The sequence below is a fragment of the Pseudomonas azotoformans genome, from assembly GCF_001579805.1.
GTDB lineage: Bacteria > Pseudomonadota > Gammaproteobacteria > Pseudomonadales > Pseudomonadaceae > Aquipseudomonas > Aquipseudomonas azotoformans_A.
This window is the reverse complement of the sequence record NZ_CP014546.1, coordinates 1697741-1715979: the sequence shown is the minus strand read 5'-3', so window position 1 is coordinate 1715979 and position 18239 is coordinate 1697741. Positions and strand designations below refer to the sequence as shown.

General features: G+C 56.1%; 21 protein-coding genes and 2 pseudogenes. 10 read left to right on the top strand and 13 right to left on the bottom strand.

The genetic code is table 11. The features are described from left to right. Nucleotides 1–128 precede the first annotated feature (128 nt). From AYR47_RS07985 to AYR47_RS07970, 4 genes are read left to right on the top strand one after another with little or no spacing between them, the layout of a single operon-like run. Entirely contained in the window at nucleotides 129–845 is a 717-nt protein-coding gene (locus AYR47_RS07985) for a hypothetical protein (protein ID WP_335340609.1), read from the top strand. Continuing rightward, the gene (locus AYR47_RS07980; protein ID WP_061434828.1) at nucleotides 842–1222 is read left to right on the top strand and encodes a hypothetical protein; all 381 of its coding nucleotides are present in this window, start codon (nucleotides 842–844) and stop codon (nucleotides 1220–1222) included. Before AYR47_RS07985 ends, AYR47_RS07980 begins: the two co-directional genes overlap by 4 nt. Nucleotides 1223–1234: 12 nt before the next feature. Continuing rightward, the gene (locus AYR47_RS07975) at nucleotides 1235–1837 is read left to right on the top strand and encodes a tail assembly protein (RefSeq protein WP_061434826.1); all 603 of its coding nucleotides are present in this window, start codon (nucleotides 1235–1237) and stop codon (nucleotides 1835–1837) included. A 43-nt stretch (nucleotides 1838–1880) separates the two neighbouring features. Beyond that, the gene (locus AYR47_RS07970; protein ID WP_061434824.1) at nucleotides 1881–2306 is read left to right on the top strand and encodes a hypothetical protein; all 426 of its coding nucleotides are present in this window, start codon (nucleotides 1881–1883) and stop codon (nucleotides 2304–2306) included. 184 nt (nucleotides 2307–2490) lie between these two features. Here AYR47_RS07970 and AYR47_RS07965 read toward each other — a convergent pair whose 3' ends face one another. Next, nucleotides 2491–3045, bottom strand: a complete 555-nt coding sequence (locus tag AYR47_RS07965; RefSeq protein ID WP_061434823.1) for a hypothetical protein — start codon at nucleotides 3043–3045, stop codon at nucleotides 2491–2493. Between the two features lie 770 nt (nucleotides 3046–3815). Here AYR47_RS07965 and AYR47_RS07960 point away from each other — a divergent pair. Continuing rightward, complete coding sequence (locus AYR47_RS07960; protein WP_061434822.1) at nucleotides 3816–4517, top strand: hypothetical protein; 702 nt, start codon at nucleotides 3816–3818, stop codon at nucleotides 4515–4517. Between the two features lie 498 nt (nucleotides 4518–5015). Here the strand turns inward: AYR47_RS07960 and AYR47_RS07955 are convergent, their stop codons facing one another. Beyond that, nucleotides 5016–5567 carry a hypothetical protein gene (locus tag AYR47_RS07955; RefSeq protein WP_061434821.1) on the bottom strand — a complete coding sequence of 184 codons (552 nt, stop codon included), beginning with the start codon at nucleotides 5565–5567 and terminating at the stop codon, nucleotides 5016–5018. Nucleotides 5568–5949: 382 nt separating this feature from the next. On the opposite strand from AYR47_RS07955, the gene AYR47_RS07950 reads away from it, so the two are divergent. From AYR47_RS07950 to AYR47_RS32530, 5 genes and pseudogenes are all read left to right on the top strand, one after another. Continuing rightward, on the top strand, nucleotides 5950–6687 hold the full coding sequence (locus AYR47_RS07950) for a hypothetical protein (RefSeq protein WP_061434820.1): 738 nt from the start codon (nucleotides 5950–5952) through the stop codon (nucleotides 6685–6687). A 385-nt stretch (nucleotides 6688–7072) separates the two neighbouring features. Beyond that, nucleotides 7073–7305, top strand: a pseudogene (locus AYR47_RS07945) (hypothetical protein). Nucleotides 7306–7953: 648 nt separating this feature from the next. Further along, nucleotides 7954–8061 (top strand): annotated as a pseudogene (locus tag AYR47_RS33340) (HNH endonuclease); the annotation flags it as partial. 168 nt (nucleotides 8062–8229) lie between these two features. Beyond that, nucleotides 8230–9063 (top strand): hypothetical protein, encoded by an 834-nt coding sequence (locus tag AYR47_RS31940; RefSeq protein ID WP_237142540.1) that lies wholly within the window; start codon nucleotides 8230–8232, stop codon nucleotides 9061–9063. Nucleotides 9064–9127: 64 nt separating this feature from the next. Then, a complete protein-coding gene (locus tag AYR47_RS32530) occupies nucleotides 9128–9283 on the top strand; it encodes a hypothetical protein (RefSeq protein WP_156487785.1) in 156 nt (51 codons plus the stop codon). 224 nt (nucleotides 9284–9507) lie between these two features. On the opposite strand, the gene AYR47_RS07935 is transcribed toward AYR47_RS32530, so the two are convergent. From AYR47_RS07935 to AYR47_RS07880, 11 genes are all read right to left on the bottom strand, one after another. Beyond that, nucleotides 9508–10404: an SDH family Clp fold serine proteinase gene (locus tag AYR47_RS07935; protein WP_235365395.1), complete on the bottom strand. Its 897-nt coding sequence runs from the start codon at nucleotides 10402–10404 to the stop codon at nucleotides 9508–9510. A gap of 972 nt (nucleotides 10405–11376) precedes the next feature. Next, nucleotides 11377–11970, bottom strand: coding sequence for a hypothetical protein (locus AYR47_RS07925; RefSeq protein ID WP_033900170.1), 594 nt, complete (start codon nucleotides 11968–11970; stop codon nucleotides 11377–11379). After that, nucleotides 11967–12539, bottom strand: a complete 573-nt coding sequence (locus AYR47_RS07920; RefSeq protein WP_033900162.1) for an RNA polymerase sigma factor — start codon at nucleotides 12537–12539, stop codon at nucleotides 11967–11969. The genes AYR47_RS07925 and AYR47_RS07920 overlap by 4 nt, the downstream gene beginning before the upstream one ends. A gap of 22 nt (nucleotides 12540–12561) precedes the next feature. After that, on the bottom strand, nucleotides 12562–14214 hold the full coding sequence (locus AYR47_RS07915; RefSeq protein WP_061434817.1) for a vWA domain-containing protein: 1653 nt from the start codon (nucleotides 14212–14214) through the stop codon (nucleotides 12562–12564). A gap of 112 nt (nucleotides 14215–14326) precedes the next feature. Then, a complete protein-coding gene (locus AYR47_RS07910) occupies nucleotides 14327–14977 on the bottom strand; it encodes a DUF799 domain-containing protein (protein WP_016976661.1) in 651 nt (216 codons plus the stop codon). Beyond that, complete coding sequence (locus AYR47_RS07905; RefSeq protein ID WP_025855472.1) at nucleotides 14974–15336, bottom strand: DUF4810 domain-containing protein; 363 nt, start codon at nucleotides 15334–15336, stop codon at nucleotides 14974–14976. The genes AYR47_RS07910 and AYR47_RS07905 overlap by 4 nt, the downstream gene beginning before the upstream one ends. A 29-nt stretch (nucleotides 15337–15365) precedes the next feature. Then, nucleotides 15366–16046, bottom strand: coding sequence for a CsgG/HfaB family protein (locus AYR47_RS07900; protein ID WP_016976663.1), 681 nt, complete (start codon nucleotides 16044–16046; stop codon nucleotides 15366–15368). Between the two features lie 40 nt (nucleotides 16047–16086). Continuing rightward, entirely contained in the window at nucleotides 16087–16668 is a 582-nt protein-coding gene (locus AYR47_RS07895; RefSeq protein WP_033900156.1) for a hypothetical protein, read from the bottom strand. 260 nt (nucleotides 16669–16928) lie between these two features. Continuing rightward, the gene (locus AYR47_RS07890; protein WP_033900148.1) at nucleotides 16929–17363 is read right to left on the bottom strand and encodes an RDD family protein; all 435 of its coding nucleotides are present in this window, start codon (nucleotides 17361–17363) and stop codon (nucleotides 16929–16931) included. A gap of 7 nt (nucleotides 17364–17370) precedes the next feature. Beyond that, a complete protein-coding gene (locus AYR47_RS07885; RefSeq protein WP_061434815.1) occupies nucleotides 17371–17844 on the bottom strand; it encodes an RDD family protein in 474 nt (157 codons plus the stop codon). A gap of 17 nt (nucleotides 17845–17861) precedes the next feature. Further along, entirely contained in the window at nucleotides 17862–18170 is a 309-nt protein-coding gene (locus AYR47_RS07880; RefSeq protein WP_082781475.1) for a hypothetical protein, read from the bottom strand. Nucleotides 18171–18239 lie beyond the last annotated feature (69 nt).

Below are 18239 nucleotides of genomic sequence, written 5' to 3'. Positions count from 1 at the left end.
CAAGCCCGTGACCAGTACCTCACCCACATTATGGTTTGTCGGAGCTGCTACGCGCCCACCGGCCGCTATTGCACGGCTGGCGTCCAACTGCGCGCCAGCTACGACGCCACACCTATGGAGGCGCACCAATGACGCCCAGCCTTATCACCCGCTTGTGCAACATCGGTATGAAATCCGGCATCAGCGCCGCCACGCAGCTCATCTCCACCCGGCGAATATGTCGCGCCATTGCTGACCAGCTCGACGTTATCCGCGGTGAACGGCGAGCCCTACGCCGGCAAGCGGGTAAGTTGAAAGCATTCCTCCCCTTCACCCGGCAGGCCATTGCTGAATTGGAGGAGCAGGCCCGTGAACACCAGGAGGCCACCCGCAGCGGAGCGTGGAGCGCACTTGCGGGGTTTGGCCAATCACTGATGTTCGACCGTGAGGGGCTGGCGCAGGCGCTGGGATTCGACCAGATGTGCGACCTGCTGGGCGTCAACCCAGTACATCGCCAACAGCCCGGCGCAGACGGTGACACCAGCCTTCGCGGAGTGGCCTACCTATCCCAGCTAGAGGACAGCGCCGACCGCAAGAGCGACGAATGGGGCGCCGGTGGCCCGCTGTATCGCGCCTGCCACGCCGCCATGATCCGGTTCATCAGGGAATGCCCAGAAGACCAACTACCCGACCCATTCGCCCTGGTGCGCCGTTCGGCCCAAAGCTGCCACCAGCCCTCAGCATTGTCGGCAACTGACTATTTTCCGCGCCACGTTTTGCGAATCACGAAAACGTGGCGCGACACCGAGCAACACCACCGGGCACCTGCCCATGACCAGCGCCAGCAGCGCATAGAGGAAACATGACAGACCAAGACAGCAACACAACGAGCCAGGCACCCACGTACCGGGAGCGCTTCGCGGAAGCGTGCAAGATCATGGATTTTGCAGACGCCCCAAACATGAATGGCGGCTACCTCGTATGGGAAGTGCAACACGTCCGTGATGGGCAGAAGGTGACCATCGACGGGCCATTTTTCACAGAGGACGAGGGAAGGATCTCGGCCGACCTTTTGCGCGGGACATTCAGCGGGGCTCGCGCCTACCAGGCGATCCATTGCTGGGCGTGGAACCCTGACCCGCGCCGCGAAAAGGCGATCCGTGACGACGCCATGGCATCCCGAATGATGCTCGCCATGCAGATCGGCGCCGAAGTACCAACCCACACCACCAACGACAAGTAGGAGAAATAGATCATGGCCGCATCAGTGATCGAATACACGCCCGTCATCAACTTCAAACTTCGCGGAGCCCTTCGACAATTCGGAAAATCTTATCCACTGGCAGTACGCTCCCCAGCGGAAGCAGTCAAAGCCTTGTGCGTTCAGATACCCGGATTTGAGCGTTTTATATCGAACGCCAAATCCCGAGGTTTAGAGTTCGCCGTGTTCCGCGAAAAACGGAATATTGGCGAGAAGGAGTTGAACTACAACGGAACCGGCGACATCACCATTGCACCAGTAATTACAGGTAGTAAACGCGCGGGTTCGCTTCAGACAATTGTCGGCGGGATATTGATTGCAGCAGCATACGTGCTGTCTTTCACGCCGTTCGCTGCTGCGTCACCTTTTCTGTATTCGGCAGGCGCTGCAATGTCCATCGGCGGCATTATCCAAATGCTCAGCCCACAGGCTGGTGGTCTCAAGACCAGCGCGGCGCCGGAGAACGTGCCCGGGTATGCATTCGGATCAGCGAAAAACACCACAGCCTCGGGCAACCCGGTACCGCTTTGCATTGGCCGCCGGCGGTGGGGCGGCGCGATCATCAGCGCCGCCATTTATGCCGAGGATCAAGTCTGACCTTACACGGTGCTATTGTTGCTTCTCATGAAAAGGAGCTCTCATGCTTAAGACCGCTGTAACAATAGCCCTGTTTGCCGCTCTGGTGGCAGGATGCGCCACTTCCCCGGTGCCCATGACAAATGCTGTTGCGGTGCCGCCTGATCGGGTTTTTGCCTATCAGAAAGAGACACCTGGTACAGGCACTTTGTCGGTGACCCGAGACTCGGGTCATACGGGAAGCCTTTGCTCGGTTGGTCTTTTCGTAGACGGTAAAGTGGCGGCCTTACTCAAGCCTGGAGAGAGAGTTGCTCTCCACGTCCCAGCGGGCGCTGTTGTTGTCGGTGCGGCCTACCATGGAAGCGGCATCTGCGGGATGGGTGCCGAGAGGCAAGAGCGAGAAACAACGGTCACCGGCGGAAAGGCAAAAAGCTACCGTATATCAACCAGCGGTGACGGTGTTTTAGACATTCTCCCCACCACGCTGTAGCGAAAAGACAGGGCCGCCTTCGGGCGGCTCTGTCACGCTTTGAGACAGACGATATGGTCTCACTCAGACCAAATCGTCTGTTTCGCTGGCGGCATCGTTGGGATGCTTTATCGACGCTACCCATTTCACCCAGGCATTGCTCTACCTCAGCCACTCGATAAGAAAAAGTAAAGTGAGCTTCCAGTCAGGCTTTCTTGCGGCGCTGCCATACCAGAATAAACGCCAATATTGAAACCAATGTCCCCCATGGATACAAATAGTTAACAACCCAAGCTTCCTCAAGCATGGGAAGGTTATACCCCAAAATAACTATTGGGCTGCCGATCACGATCACACCCGCGATAGCGGAACTACGTCCGGTTGATGTCGTGAAGAAAATTAGTACCAACAGCATAGCCCAAGGCAAGCATTGGAAGAATATACGTTCCAGCTTCTGCGCCGGAAAGCCTGGTTGAAAATTGAACTCCATCGGGGTTTTTCCCGCTTCCGACATGAGCCTGTCGAAATATCGCTTACTTGGTGAGCTATCAGGAAGGCTTTCTACTTTTTTTTCCAACTCAACGATTGATTCGACGATTTTCAGCTCGGCGCTGATTCGATTTAACTTAAAGGTTCCCGTATAAGCCTCATAAACAAAAAGCCCACCCCCGGCTAGCAAAAGAGCAAAGGCAAGAAAGGTTAAGCGCCCCCATGTGAAATTTTTTAAAAGATTCTCAAAAAAGCCAAATATACTTTCCATCGAATACTCTAGCCCCTATATAAAAATTAAAGCACTTAAGCCAAAAAGTCTGAAATGCTGCTCTTTGTACACTGACCAGCCCTTCCCATATTGCCAAAGCATGCCAGTGAAAAATCTCACCCTCAGCACTATGATGATTACCAACACCAATCATAGATTTTACGCCAACATTTGCCAGGCCGTCCGACGCCCAACGAGGCCGACATGATCATAAGACAACCAGTTCGTAGCTGCCATGGAGACCACGCGGGTAACCACCCAAAGTAACCACCCCGCCCTGGCTACTATCCATCAAAGGGATCTCCGTCACGGAGTCGCCCGGCTCCCGCCAATCTTGATAATTGTTAACAGGGTTATAGGCTGGCCAACCTCTCAAGAGACTAACTTCTGCTAACAGGCCGCGAGCGCTCTCATCGACTCCAGGCCGATCCGATGTCAACATTTCTCAACATCGCGCTAGGCCCCGCACTCGAACCAATGTCAGGTTTTGTCAGGTTCTGGTGCGCGCTTGATGTCAAGTTTTGACAAGTTCTCGACCTGAAAAAGGTTAAGTTTTGTTAAGTCGCTGGCGCTGACCAGATCGGACGGTATCCACCGTTTGATGATGCAGTAACCACTTTGGTAACCACCAAGAGTAACCACCCTGCCCGGTTACCAATCATCAAATTAATCGCTGCCTGAAAACCGTGCGACCTCGCTAAACCTTGACTATTGTCAACAGCTCGGCCGAATAAGCGTACGGCAGCAATCAGCCAATAGGAGAGCAGAGCATGGCGAAATTTGATGAGCCTTTTCACGCCAATCTCGACACCCAAAAAGTAATGATTGGGGGTAAGAGTGTTGAGCAAAGGAAAAGTGATCTTGAAGCGGGCGTGGCTAGGATTGGTGGGTTTTGGCGTCACCCGAATTACTTCGAAGCCTACCACCACTCAGCATCCCTGCTGATCGAACAGGGACGTGCGACAGGCACTTTGGATGAAATAGGACTACCCGCCTTCTACCTCCAGAGACACGCCATCGAATTATTGTTGAAAGGCTTGCTGTCATGGCTGACCAATATTTCGTACATGCGTAAAGAGCTCGGGCGACCCCAGCATGAGCCGAGCGATGAATTGATGCGAGATCTAGGTCGTCATAATCTTCAAAAGCTCCATCAGCATCTTCTAGATTACGGTGACTTGCTCGATCTCCCAGCGCCTCCGGTGGCCTTAGGTCACCTGATCGATGAAATGGGCCAACTCGAGATAGCGGATACTTGGTCAAGATACGGCTCGTCGAAGAAGAAACAGCATGGCCAATGGGTTCATGTAGATCACATTCCAGAAGAGGTTCTAATTCCGATCGTTGAATTTCAGGAGCGACTTGATGCAATAGCTACTCTCGTAGCGGCACGTGTAGCATTCGGCGATACCTACGAGGATGAACTTCACGACATCTGGGCGCAGTTGAATGCCGACTTGAACGGCGGATAAAGAATAGAGCCCGATCACGGTGAGTTTTGATTTAACCGCTGCCTCTGCTCCGATCGGGCGGTATCCACTCTGGTATCCACGGTTTGGCGTTGATTCACGCCGGAGCCAGGGTGGTGACCAAGCGCGGTGACCACCATCAGTGACCAATTTGCAGAACAACCCCACGGAAGGCTGGGGCCCAGCTCCCTCGGCGTGCTTCGCGCAGTTCGTCGCACACGTCCGTCGCGTACCTGGTCAATGCGCGAAGCTCTCCCCCGCCAGGGGTTCACGCAGTGTCTTCACGCACACAGGGTGCGGGCAGGAGCGACTGTCTGGAGTTGGTACGCAGCCAGGTACTCACGATCGGTATACGGACGCCAATGCGGGCCGGCCGCAAGTTCTAACGGAGGTTCGCACGCTAGTACGCTCGGATGTGAGTACATGGCTAGCTCGGACGCGATGATCGCGGCCGCCATGGCGCGAACCGTCAGCTACCGCTGTGGATAGTTCCGAGCAAAGCTAAATTCCCGAGAAAATCAGCTTCTCGACCTTGATTGACGCCTCATGAAGCCGAGCTGCAATCAGTGCTAAATAGTTGTTGAATCTGGCCCTGTCGCCGGGAGAAACGCTAGCGATCACCGCCTCGTCCACAACGCCTACGCCTCGTAGAGTGGCTTGCAAATTTGCAATCCAGTTACTCATGAAACCTTCATAAAGGCTCGGTACCGCATCGAACACCGATTTGATAGCTCCAGAGATAGCAGCGTCGTTGAGGCTATTCACCACCTCATGAGCAAAAGTATTTCTTGCATTACGCAAACTATGCAGCAGCGTGAGCATTTCCAACGAAATCAAGCCTAGGGAGAACGCTAGGTCTATCTTTGCCGCGTATTGGAATCTGAGCGTTCCCTTACGAGCCGAGGGCAAGCCAATTAGTCGCGCCTTAATCATCTCATCCAAAATGCCGTCGGTTATTACTCCGCTCAGCAGAACCGCACCTCGATCATTTTCTTCAGAAAGCAGCTCAAAGGTTTTTCTATAGACTTCACCAACGTTAGCGCCCGCGAACATAGTTACCTTCCTTGAAATCATTGGTTAACAAAATGCCTCCAGAGGTGGATAAGCCTTTAAGTTAGCGAGCACTATGGCATGCGCGCGCGTCAGTTCGCACCGGTGGTTCGCACACAGTTCGCAGCCACCATTGCGCGCGAACCGCACCGCCCGCCGACCTTTCGCGATCAAGTCGTAAAGCCGGAGAGGCGCTGGCGTATCTCCGTTATCAAAGGTTATGGTCGGAGATGGAAGGTTTCCACTGAGGTTTCCACCAAAACACAGGCATTTAGCCTGGCAACCTGCAGGGCGACCGGCATATTGTCTGGACGATCGGTATAGGCGTTTACCCCCACAGGGGAAACACCGATGATTGGTTATCGAAACCTTCAGTGAGAACAGTATGCCCAGCATCGTTTGGGGTCGACATCCCCAGGAGGCCTACGACAACCCGTACGAGCACGAAGCCCAGTTCCAGTTCCTCAGGGAATGCGATGCCCTGCTTCGTGAAATCATCAAACGCCTTAGGCCGCACACACTGAAATACCATCGCGACGAGCAGTCACTGCAGAAGGCTACTTGGCTAATCACCATGGACTTACTGGCATCACTCTTGGACTGCGTGGCCTTACTGAAGGAGACACGGCACCGGCCAGTTGCGCGAGTCTTCCGTGACGCAGTTGAAGCGATCGACGTGATGCGCTATTTGCACGTGGAATCTCCAAAGGCCGAAGTGGCTTTGAAGAAATGGTACGCGAACGACACGATTTCTCATGGCGAAATCCGGAAGCTGATCGAAGCTTTAGATGGAGTGGAAGCGGCTACTGAACGCAGAGTTTTCTATCAGGAACTGTCCAAATTCACCCATCGAACTTATCGGGCGCTTCTCCATAGTGTTTCACTCGGCCGGGGTGAACTAATGGTTCACGACAGCCATGGTTCCGGTTTTCTGGTTCTGCCACAAACCATTGCCGCCTACATGGCCGTGCTGGGGGACATAACGATCCAAGCGACTGGAAGCGTCAGCTCAACCGGGCTGCTCTCCTCTGATGAGGTGGTAGAGGCGTGGGGTGTGGCTTTAGAGACCCATACGGCCCCCCGGCGCTTCGCAATGCGTGTAAAGCCTGGCTCGCCACTTTGACCACACTTTGACGGAATGCGAGGCAGCCATCAGACCAGACCCACGCCGGGTGGGCGTCTGAGGCTTATCGCGTGGCTAGCCCGTCAAACAGGCGCAGCGTGGCAGCTGATACCCCTGACAGACCCCAGACGGATACGGCGCTTTCTGCCCGCCTACTTTTACCTGCCCTTTACCGAATCGCTGGCGAATGTGAGACAGGCATGAGACAGATTCGGCGAGCGTGGCCGCCTGAGAACCCGCAGCGGCCCCTATGGGCGGGCAGATGCGGGGAAATCCCGTATCACATCGCCAGGCCACTTTGCCGCCGGCAGACGCAACCACGTAAAGGTGATTACGGGCATTCACTGCGCCGGTGCTACGCTCTTTCGAAACACGGAGAGCCACCATGACGGACACCAAACTGATCGCCAGCCTGTTCGACCGCCTGAATCAAAACCAACTCGCCCTGGGCGCCGCGGTGGAGGAGCTTTCCAACTGGGTCGAGCACGCGGATCGGCCGACATTGCCAACAACGTGCGCGGCGCGCTGGAAACGCTAGACGAGAACCTGGTGTTCATTCGCAAGGGCATTGCTGAGCTGACCGTCGCCGGCAGCCTGGGCAGTCGTGACTCAGGCTAGGATTCTGGACAGGCTCTGGACGGCTGGAGACGCCGCAGCTCATCCAACTCGGCCCGCGGGCCAAAGCCAGTAAAGGCTGGCGGCAGATCGGGCATGAGGCCGGATAGCTACCCCGTCCAGAAAAAGGGGCTAGCCGAGACAGTCACTTGAGGGACAAGTGGCACACGGTCGAACCGGGCAAACGCGACCGTCATCCTTGACCAGCCTTGACGAAATTCTTGACAGGTCTTGACGGGTTTATCTGGCGCCACCAGCAACCGGATCGTTCAAAGCCAAGCGTGGAAAGGCTTTGCGGGCATTCTCGCAGCTTGGCCAGCACCAGCCTCGTCAAGAATTTAAGAGGTGGCCGTCAAGGCTGCTGTGAAATGGATATCCAGGCCCTCGCTGGCGGGATGGGGTGGCGAAATACCGGGCCAGACAAATCCTTAGCGCGCCAGGCAATACTAGACAGGCCCTAGACGGATTTTCGCCGACAACCAGGGCCAAACCGCCCCTTTTGCGTGGATTCCAGCGCCTGCAACGTGACGCCCAGCAAACTGAGGATTGAAGCTCGTCTAGGGAATACTTGCTCGTCCGGAACAGTCAAGGAGCTGGAACGCACTGGAGGCTACACTCGCTAACAAGGTCACCGAGAACGGAGATTCGTAGATGGATTTTTGCAGCTTATGCGAGATCAATATAACCACTGAGAATGACTCGAGAGAGCACGTCATCCCCAATAGCATAGGTGGCAGGAGAAAAATAAAAGGCTTTCTATGCAGGAACTGTAACAGCACTACAGGTGATGAATGGGACACGGAGCTCAGCAAGCAGTTGAATCCACTGTGTCTAATATTCTTCATTCAAAGAGAACGAGGAAATCCTCCTTCGCAAACATTCACAACCACAGAAGGTAGATCTCTAATACTTCACAGCAAAGGGGGAATGTCACCATCTAAAGTAAGCTTTGAAGAATCGACAAGTGATGGCAAAACGAGCATTAGAATACTTGCCCGAGACATCAAAGAAGCCAAGTCAATTCTGCAGGGCGTAAAAAGAAAACATCCGACCATAGATATAGAAAAATTGGCTTCCGAATTGCTGCCTACAGATGAGTACTTATCCGGAATGCTGGAATTTAACCTTGACTTTGGTGGCCCAAAATCTGGTAAATCGCTCGTTAAATCCGCGCTGGGCTTGGCGTACAGCGCCGGCATCGCATCTAACACATGCGAGCAGGCTATCGAGTACCTTCGGCACGATGGCAGCCCGTGCTTCGGCTACTACAATGAGCAGGAATTAGTCGAGAACCGCCCTATTAATACCCCCTTGCACTGCGTAGCCATTCAAGGAGACCCCGAGTCTGGGCTTCTTCTGGGTTATGTGGAGTACTTTGGTATACAGCGAATGGTCGTGTGCCTATCAGAAAAATATACTGGGCGCGCCATCTCCAAGAGTTACGCGATCGATCCCATCACAGGGACAGAGCTTTCATTGAATGTTCGTATACCGTTGAGCCTGGAGGATGTCTACGCAACATACAATTATGAGAGATACGACCCAATCAAAATGCAACAGTGCCTTGAAGCAGTGATACCTGTTGCATTAGCGATGTCAGAAGCCAGAGAGAGAGATCGTGTTTTATCTGAAGCTGTTGAGTTTGCGTTTCAAAACTGCGGTGCAAATAAAGGTGAAGCTTTAACTGACGCTCAGTACAAAAAGCTTTGCCGATTGATAGCGGAAAAGCTCACTCCTTATCTATTAAGATATGAAAATTAATAGAGCAAAAAAACACGATGGTCCGATTAAAATCCCGGATAACCAACAGCCGAAGGAACGAAAAGTGTCCGTTATTGATTGTGATTATCTACCAGCCGACAAGGTGGTGTTTCCGCCGGAACTGGCGCTGCTGATCGTCAGGAAGGCCAGCGCAATGGCGGCGGCATTCGAGGAGCAGGCGCTCGACCAGCTCACGAAGGACGCCCGGCGCGCCCTTTAACGGGGAGCTGAGCCAAGGCGTGTTATCAGGGAAATGCGGTTGTAGACCGCCTGCGAGATTCAGGTGGTTACCGGAACCTGACCTACCGTATTGGGAGGTCAGGCGGATAGTCCACTATCCAATTTGGTCTACCTTATGGCCGGATATCTCAGAACTGGAAAGTTTTCGGACGAAAAAAAAGCCTGCATAACTGCAAGCTTTAATTCATAAAATCCGCCGGAAACTCAGGCGGTAATGATTCGGATCTGCCCCATACCAAGGTGATTTTCAACCATTTTTGCGATCCGCCCCCCATCCATTACATGCATATAGCAGTGGTGAACAGATAACAGTAAATCTTGAAGATTATCGTCGTCTTCCATGGCCGTGACGTTTAAACCAATGTCCCGACATTTGTTCATATTGAAGTGACGGCTGTGATTTCGGGTGTGATCAAACTCACTGAGCAGCGAGATCACCCGGGCAGCCTTTTCAGGCCCCTGAGCGTCACCTTCAAACATTGTGCTTGTGAGCCAAGACTCAACAAATTCTTTCGCCCATTCGATCGCTTGTTCACAGCTAACGATGAGAGTCGGATTGTATTTATTCAAAATAACCCGCCATATCTCGATCTTATGGGGGTTTTCTTCGATGTCTTTCGCAGCCTTATCCAGCTCGGCTAGGACGCCAATAGCAGGGATACCTCTGATTTGAGGATCGATGGGGCCAAGGCTCGACTGCTTGCCCATGATGATCTCTTTGGCAGAGCACGCGATCATTGTTCCGGCAGACATCGCTATCTGCGGCACAAGCACCCGAATATTTTTATCGAATAGCTGGTGGAGATAATCGACCAGTGATTCAGTTGCACCAATGTCACCACCAGGGGTGTGCAGAATCAGATCAAGCCCTTTCTCGAAATCAAAACCATGCACAGCCGCCATGAACGAGTTCTTGTCGACATCATTCACAGAGAGGTGAGGATTGTTGGGATTCGAGGTCAAGAAGCCGGAGTAATAAGCAATGGTGTTGCGTCCGGTATGCTTGGTTAGCGCTGCGAGATATTTACGCCTGACGATATCGGCAGCCGCATCTCCGTGAGCTCCAGCTTCTTGCTGAATCTCACGGAGTACATCGTTCATGTTGGGCATACGGGTTATGCAGTCCGTGCAATCGCTCTGGTATCAGTAGCTACTGTGGTTTGGATCGAGTAATCGAGTGCGCTGTAAAGCTCGAAATCTCGATTGGAGCCTTGAAGGCTGTGAGCCTGAGTCTCGCGCTGGGTGTCAGCGGTGCCTACAAGCGACTCATACAAAGCTTTGCGTTTCTGTGCTGAGGATTTAGTAGTGTGCATTTCCCCTCCTGGTCCACCCTGGTGTGCTTGGTCTATTTACATCATCGGCAAAAAACGGCCGTTCTTTAAAAGAGCGACCGTCCTGCGTTTTTCTGGCGTAAGGCCAGCGTAGTCTATTTGGAGACTGGTGACGGTAAGCAATCGGCTCAATGAGACGTAAGAGAATGCTTACAAGCCTCAACGATGCAAATCAGAGCGCCATCATACTGCCACCAAAAAACGTAGCGCAGAATACATCCAGATACAGCGGCAGACTACTACCGCTCAGCATCTCCTATCATGAAATTTGAGCATTCGGGAAATTTTTCGTTCATTTAATCATCCACTACCCTGATTCGGGGTAGTGCTGGCGCGGGGGATTGGCAAGAATGCCTCTGTGTGGTGGAACTGCTACACGGCGCCAGCACCATCGCCGCAAAAGTGTGGCGATGACTCCCCAAACGTGAGGAGCGAGATAAGCGGGCCACTTATGGACTGAACCATCAGAGGAGTGGTGATGGTGATGGTGATGGTGATGACGTTACCGTTCGTCGGGGATGGAACAACGAACTTAGACGGCTTTTTCAGCCAGCGTGAAACGGGCCAAAAACACCCCAGCAGACAGCGCCGTGTATCCCCTGGTGTATCCCTTTGAAACAACAAGAAGACAAAGCCCTTTAAACACGGGGACACTACCTACAGGTTCAAACGGCGCCGGGGCACCAGATATGCTGAAAAAGCCCCAGGTCGAAAGGCCTGGGGCTTTTTTGTGGGCGACGATTCAGTGTTTCTGCAACGCCTCCAACCGCGCCGGCAAGTCCACCTCCGGAAAGCGCTGATGCAGGGCCAACAGCTTCTCATCTGCCGCTCTGGTCTCCCCAACGTCACGCAGGTTGATGATTTCCTGCAGCCCCTCCTCCAACGAAGGCAACGCCACCGGCGCGCGCTTACTCAGCTTGGCGCTCGACTCATCCGCCATCGATCCCATAACTTGCGCACGTTCGGCATTGGGCGCGATGGCCAGTCGGGCCACGGGCGCAGGTGCGGACATTGGCGGCGCAGCGGCAGGCGCGGCTTGCTCATGCAGCGCGGAGAAGGTCGCTGTGGAGATTTCGGGTTGCGGCACAGGTGAGCGCATCACCACGCCGATCATCAGCGCCAAGCTTGCAACCGTGGCGAATGCCATTTGCCAGCGTGGCCGTTGGCAGGCTTGCAGCCAGCGTTGCCACAGGTTCGGTTGCGGTGCCGGGGCTTCGCGGCGGGCGGTGTTGAGGATGAAGGCGTCGAGGGACGCGGGCGGCTCGCCGGTGCTGTGTTGACGCATGTGCTGGAGCAGCATGTCGTCGGGGTCCGGGGTGTGTCGGGAGTCGGTCATGCGGGTATCTCCTCGGCCAGCAGGCGGCGCAGTTTCTGCTGGGCGTAACGCAGGCGGCTTTTGACGGTTTCCAGCGGGGCGCCAGTGAGGGCGGCGATTTGCGGCACTTCGAGGTCGCCGTGCAGGCGCAGCAGGAAGACTTCGCGCTGGTCCTCGGGCAGGTCTTGCAGCGCAGCGTCGAGCCGCGCCTGGTCGCGACTCAGGCTCAGCTGCTGCTCGGGGCCGGCACTGTCGTCGGCCTGGGCGTGCAGTTGCTCGTCGTAGCTGTCGTGCAGCGGGTTGTGGATGCCGTGCTTGCGCCAGTAATCGATCAGGCGATTGCGGGCGATCTGGAACAACCAAGTACGAAAACTCGCCCGGCCTTGTGGCTGGGTGGCGCTGCGGATCAGGCTGAGCCAGGTTTCCTGGTAGATTTCCTCGGCCAGTTCGGTCTTGTTGCTCAAGGACACAAGGAATCGGTACAGGCCCTGGCGGTGCCGGGCGTACAAGGCTTCGAACGCGGCGCTGTCGCCGGTTCGGTATCGGGCCAGCAGTGATTCGTCGCTGGGTAGGACGTCTGGAGCGGGCATATCGACGGCTAACTCCCTTTATTCACGGTTTGGCCACAGGTTTAAGGCTCTGGGCCAATTCCACCAGTTGCACAAACTCATTACGCAGCCCGAAGGGGTCGTCGCCTCGGGCCGAGCGGGCCAGTGCGGCGGTGTCCTGCAGGCTCATGCTGCCAGTGTAGCGGCCATCGCCCTTGAGTTGTTGAGCGAAGGCCGCCACTGCGGCGGCGAAACGCAGGTCATCGCTGGCCTTGCTCGACACAGCGCTGATGGGCTGCTCGATCAACTGGCTGTCGCCACCCGCCGCCGGCTTGTAGCGCACACGCAGCATCGCCAGCTCAGTGGATTTATCCTCGGCGGCCGGCGCAGCAGCGTAGCGCAAGGGCTCCAGCCAACCCTTCTCGCCCTTGGGCACAATTTCGTACAGCGCAGTGACCGTATGCCCGGCCCCGACTTCACCCGCGTCGACCTTGTCGTTGTTGAAGTCCTCACGCTTCAAGGCGCGGTTTTCATAGCCCAGCAGGCGATATTCGCTGACGCGCGCCGGGTTGAATTCCACCTGCAATTTCACGTCACGGGCCACGATCGCCAGGGTCGAACTGAGTTGGTCCACCAGTACTTTGCGCGCTTCGCGCAGGTTGTCGATGTAGGCGTAGTTACCGTCGCCCGCATCGGCCAGCTGTTCCATCAGATGTTCGTTGTAGTTATCCACACCAAAGCCGAGGGTGGTCAGGGAAACGCCGCTTTTACGCTGCTCAACCGCCATTTGCTTGAGGCTGTCGAAGTCGCTGATACCCACGTTGAAGTCACCGTCGGTGGCCAGCAGGATGCGGTTGATGCCCTTGTCGATAAACCCTTCGCGGGCCATCTGGTAGGCCAGCTCAATACCCGACGCACCCGCCGTTGAACCGCCGGCAGTGAGTTGGTCGATGGCGTTGCGGATCTTCTCTTTGTCACGACCCGAAGTAGGCTTGAGCACTACACGGGACTCCCCGGCGTAGACCACCAAAGAAACACGGTCTTGATCGCGCAATTGATCAACCAGCAGTTTCAGGGTGCTTTTGACCAGCGGCAAACCTTCGCGACGGTCCATGGAGCCGGATACGTCCACCAGGAACACCAGGTTGGCCGGCGCCAATTGCGCCACGGCGCGGTCGGAGGCCTTGATGCCGATGCGCAGCAACTGGGTGTGAGGGTTCCACGGTGTGGCGGCCACTTCGGCGGTTACGCCAAAGGGCGAGCCGTCGGTGGGCAGCGCGTAGTGGTAGGGGAAGTAGTTGACCATTTCCTCCAGTCGTACAGCGCCTTCGGGCGGCAGGCTGCCTTGGTTGAGGAAGCGTCTTACGTTGGCGTAGCTGCCGGTGTCGACATCCACGCTGAAGGTTGAAACCGGCGTTTCAGCCACGCGATGCACCGGGTTGTCCGGTAGGTTTTCGTACTGTTCGCGGGGTTCGCTGCGGTAGTCCATTGCCACGGACTCCTGCATCACCCTTCGTGCGCTCAAAGGTGCAGGCATCGGCATGCGTTTAACCAGCGCGCCTTGCACTGGAGCGCTTTGCAGCTCGGAGACTGGCGCCGCTTCGTCAGGCTTGGCCACATCGTGGGAAGAGGACAGCCCACAACCGGCCAGCGTCACCAGCAAGGTAACGGCAAAGCCCTGGGCAGCAGGACGCAGGAAGAGCAGAGGACGGGACATGGGCTGAACCTCGTGAATGAATGATCCGTTCACAAGGTCAGACGCAAGGCGCTGGCTGTTCGGGTTAAACCGTTCGGCGGGACAGAAACACCTGCCCCGCCGAACCGTTCAATCAGTCAGTGCCGTATTTCGGGTTACGCGGACCGTACAGGATCCCCGCGCGCTGGCCCGGCGACAGCAGGCGCGCACTGGTGATACCGGCAATCGGATGCGCCGCGTCGGTAGAACTGTTGATCACTTGCTTGACCGCCGCCGTGATCAGCATGCCGACGATGCCGCCGCCGTTGTTGTTGCCTTCCTCGCTGGACGCATGCGCCGAGCCGGTCCACAGGGTGGTGCCGGTGCGCAGGTCGACCAGTTTGGCCGAGGCCGTCACGGAGGTGTCGCTGGAGATCAGCATGTACTTGGTGCCGTAATTGGTCACGGTGATGTACAGCGCCGAATCCGCACCAAAGATGTCATGCAGCTTCGCCGGTGGCACCGCCTGGATATCGTTGGCGGTGGTCAGGCCGTTCTGGCGGAAGGTTTCGTCCACCAGGGCAATCGGCAACACGTAGTAGCCGGCTTCGGCCAACGGGTAGGTCACTTGCGAGACCATGCTGTAGGACGCCTGTACTTCCGGCGATTCATTGATCGGCGGCAGGACCAGGATCGACTTCGGTCGTGCTTGTTTGTAGGCCGTGTAATCAATGGTCTTGGGGGCTGCGCAACCGCCGAGCAAGGCCAGGGCCAGCAAGGCGCCAGTGAGTTTCAACAGGCTCATTTAGTGGCGACTCCGGTCTTGGCGTTTTTCAGCAAAAAGTCCATGTACGAGGCAGACTCAGGGAACAGTGCCTTCTCGGTGCGGAATTCCTGCACCATCTGGTCATCCTTGCCCATGCTCAGGTACAGCATGCCCAGGTGGGCGTGGTAACCCGGCGGGGCCTTGCGGCCACTGGCGTTGATCTTCTGCAGATCCCGCTCCAGCGCCTCGACCTGCGCCTCCTTGGGCTCGCCCTTGAAGTACTCGTAAACCTGCGGCTGGTAGCTTTCCCATTGGTACAGCGGCTGGGGCGCCGTCTGGCACCCGGCGACCGTCGCCACTGCTGTCAGCATCAGCGCCAACTTGACTGCCTTGCTCATCCTTGTACTGCTCCTTGAGGTGCTGCTGATCAGTTGCGTGGGTTCCATGCGCCGGCGTTGATGCCGTCGACAAGGCGGTTGATGGCTTCACGCATGGCCAGGTCGAGGACCTTGCCATTGAGGGTGGAGTCGTAGCTGGCGGTGCCGCCGAAGCCGATCACTTCGCGGTTGGACAGCGCGTACTCACCGGCGCCCTGGGTGGAATACACCACTTCGGAGGTGCTGATGTTGACGATGTTCAACGCGACTTTGGCGTAGGCCACTTGGGTCTTGCCACGGCCAAGGATGCCGAACAGCTGGCGGTCGCCGGTTTCTTTGCGGCCAAACTCGGTCACGTCGCCCGTCACCACGTAGTCAGCACCCTTGAGTTTCTGCACAGTGCCTTTGATCGCGGCTTCCTGGGAGATCTCGCCCATGTTGTCGCGGTCCAGCACGCTGAAGCGGTTGGTCTGCTGCAGGTGGGTGATCAGGATGGTCTTGGCCTGGCCGCCGAGGCGGTCAACACCGTCGGAGAAGATGCCGCGCATGTAGCTGGAGCGGTTGTCGAACTTGCCCACGGCAATCGGTACACGCACGCCGGAATAGGCGACGTTGGCGCTGGCGACTTGTTCCACCGGCATGGCGCGGTTGCTCTCCGTGGCGCAACCGGCCACGGTCAGCAGCGCTGCGGCGGTGAAGCCGGACAGCAGGATTTTGGACAGTGTTTTCACAGGGTGCTCCTAAGTGGGAAAACGGGTGCGGCAGCTGACGCTAGCGGGACGGAATGCCACGCAGGTCGTCAACGATGAATCGGCTCAACAAACCGGTGTAAAAGGTCTCGACGCTGGAGTTGCCGGAATTGGTCAGCACCCCTGCCATGGTTTTCATGTTCTGCCAGTCGCCCTTGTACCCGCCAGGCATCAGCCCTTGGCGAGCTTGAGAGAAATGCAGCACCTCGGCGCCGGCTTTCTTGATCTTGACCTGGTAGTTGAAGTCGACACTGGCGAGGATGGTCTTGTCATCGACGATGGCCGTCATGAAACCGCCTTGGGTGTCTTGTATGCGCCGGGTATAGATGACGTTCACATCCAGCAGGTAATCGGCCTTGTCCTTGCTGCTGGCGTAGCGCTTGGACTTGAGCAGGCGGTCGACCAGATCGACACCGAGTTGCTGGCGCACTTTGTCATCCGGCAGGAAGCGCTCGTTCTTGCCCACCACCTCGACGTCGAAGGTGTCGAGCCAGTAGGTCGCAGTCTTGGGAATGGTCACAGGCGCCGGGGAGATGTAGTAATCCGGCTTGGAAGCACAGCCCGCCATAAGGCAGGCCACGAGCAATACGGCAAACACACGCATGTATGAATTCGTCCCTGAAAAGTATCGAGCCTTAAACAATCGCGGCATTTTACGGAGTTGAAAGGCGTTCTCAAGCTGTTTTGACGCCCTGGCAGCGCCGTTTTCCTGGCGCTTGCGTGCAAGCCTCTGGCGAAATCTCCTAAGGCTTTGTCAGGAAAACAAAAACGATAGTGGCTATTGGCCTTTACGCGATAAATAAAAAGGTTTGCCAGCCGGCCTCATTCTACTAACCGGCCACGGCTGCACCCTCCCCGTCCTGCTCACGTGTTGATCACAATCGTCTTGGCCAACATATCGCCCAAGCGACGGCGCAAACCGAACAGTGCAAAAAGACCGTCCAGAACACTGAACAGCAGCTTCGGCACATTGCGCAAAAACGACTGGAACAGCGTGCAGTTCATTGGATACGGGTAACCCACCACCGCCGTGCGGCATACCCGCTTACCCAGGCTCTGGCCGTTGGGTAACGCATCGCAAAACAAAAGGTACCCGAAGGCTGAGAACATCAGCACATAGCGCAAGCCAGTAAACAACATCGGACCCGCCAGCGAGTGCAAATAGAGATAGGCGTAGTCCAGGTTGCGCATCAAAAACAGCAGGAAAAACACCACGGCCATATCGATGAAATAGCCGAGCAACCGCCGGAACGGACTGGCTAGGTCCCAGGTTTGTGCAGCCGATACTGAATCGTCCATAACGTGCTTATCCCCGGCCATTGTCATAAATATCCGCCAGGCCGCGCACGCTCGTCAGGTTGCCGGTCTGGATCACGATGGTCTTGGCGAACATGTCGCCCAGGCGCGTCCTGGACTCCATGAAGATCCACACCCAATCGATGACCACCAGCGCGCCGGAGTTACGCGTGAATGATTGGGAAATGCTGCAGCCTTTACGGGTCTTGCGGTCGACGGTGGCAATGCTCAGCAGGCGCTTACCCAGGCTCTGGCCGTTGGGGAGCGCATCAGCCAGCAGGAAGTAGGCGAAGGCCGCAAAAAACGCGGAAAGAAAACCCGCCTTGGGCGTCACCGCAGGAACGTAGGCAGACAGCGCCCCAGCGGCGAATTTGAGGATGAAAAAAATCAGCACGGCGATGACGCAGTCGATGAGGCGCGCGGCCAGGCGGCGGCCGATGCTGGCCAGGATGGTCGGGCGTTTAGCGGTGTTGCTTGCGTCCATGCGGTGTTGCTCCAGCTTTAAGACGGAAAATTGGTATCGACAAAGTTTCTGGCAAAGTCTTCGCCGTTGATTGGCACACCGGCCTGGGCGAATTTTGCCGAATTTGTGCGCCAAACAGCACGGATTTTTTCCTCCAAGGAGGTCGGAAACTCCATCTGAGAGGCGACGACATCAGACCAACTGCCCTGCGTCCCATACAGTTCGTGCAATTTGGGTTCGAGTGCCGTCAAATCGGCGCGTTGCTGGTCGGACAGCGCACCAATGGCCGACAGGACATAGCATTCAAGAAGACGGAGAAAGGGCTTTCCTGCATATCGATTCATCATCAAAAACGCTCAACGAACATTGAAAAATCAAAAGGACCAAACCGACTGCCTATCCAAGCCCAGCCAGCT

Coding starts and splice junctions, on each gene's coding strand:
- AYR47_RS07985 (WP_335340609.1), top strand. CDS start 129: ATGACGCCCAGCCTTATCACCCGCTTGTGCAACATCGGTATGAAATCC.
- AYR47_RS07980 (WP_061434828.1), top strand. CDS start 842: ATGACAGACCAAGACAGCAACACAACGAGCCAGGCACCCACGTACCGG.
- AYR47_RS07975 (WP_061434826.1), top strand. CDS start 1,235: ATGGCCGCATCAGTGATCGAATACACGCCCGTCATCAACTTCAAACTT.
- AYR47_RS07970 (WP_061434824.1), top strand. CDS start 1,881: ATGCTTAAGACCGCTGTAACAATAGCCCTGTTTGCCGCTCTGGTGGCA.
- AYR47_RS07965 (WP_061434823.1), bottom strand. CDS start 3,045: ATGGAAAGTATATTTGGCTTTTTTGAGAATCTTTTAAAAAATTTCACA.
- AYR47_RS07960 (WP_061434822.1), top strand. CDS start 3,816: ATGGCGAAATTTGATGAGCCTTTTCACGCCAATCTCGACACCCAAAAA.
- AYR47_RS07955 (WP_061434821.1), bottom strand. CDS start 5,567: ATGTTCGCGGGCGCTAACGTTGGTGAAGTCTATAGAAAAACCTTTGAG.
- AYR47_RS07950 (WP_061434820.1), top strand. CDS start 5,950: ATGCCCAGCATCGTTTGGGGTCGACATCCCCAGGAGGCCTACGACAAC.
- AYR47_RS31940 (WP_237142540.1), top strand. CDS start 8,230: ATGTCACCATCTAAAGTAAGCTTTGAAGAATCGACAAGTGATGGCAAA.
- AYR47_RS07935 (WP_235365395.1), bottom strand. CDS start 10,404: ATGAACGATGTACTCCGTGAGATTCAGCAAGAAGCTGGAGCTCACGGA.
- AYR47_RS07925 (WP_033900170.1), bottom strand. CDS start 11,970: ATGACCGACTCCCGACACACCCCGGACCCCGACGACATGCTGCTCCAG.
- AYR47_RS07920 (WP_033900162.1), bottom strand. CDS start 12,539: ATGCCCGCTCCAGACGTCCTACCCAGCGACGAATCACTGCTGGCCCGA.
- AYR47_RS07915 (WP_061434817.1), bottom strand. CDS start 14,214: ATGTCCCGTCCTCTGCTCTTCCTGCGTCCTGCTGCCCAGGGCTTTGCC.
- AYR47_RS07910 (WP_016976661.1), bottom strand. CDS start 14,977: ATGAGCCTGTTGAAACTCACTGGCGCCTTGCTGGCCCTGGCCTTGCTC.
- AYR47_RS07905 (WP_025855472.1), bottom strand. CDS start 15,336: ATGAGCAAGGCAGTCAAGTTGGCGCTGATGCTGACAGCAGTGGCGACG.
- AYR47_RS07895 (WP_033900156.1), bottom strand. CDS start 16,668: ATGCGTGTGTTTGCCGTATTGCTCGTGGCCTGCCTTATGGCGGGCTGT.
- AYR47_RS07890 (WP_033900148.1), bottom strand. CDS start 17,363: ATGGACGATTCAGTATCGGCTGCACAAACCTGGGACCTAGCCAGTCCG.
- AYR47_RS07885 (WP_061434815.1), bottom strand. CDS start 17,844: ATGGACGCAAGCAACACCGCTAAACGCCCGACCATCCTGGCCAGCATC.
- AYR47_RS07880 (WP_082781475.1), bottom strand. CDS start 18,170: ATGATGAATCGATATGCAGGAAAGCCCTTTCTCCGTCTTCTTGAATGC.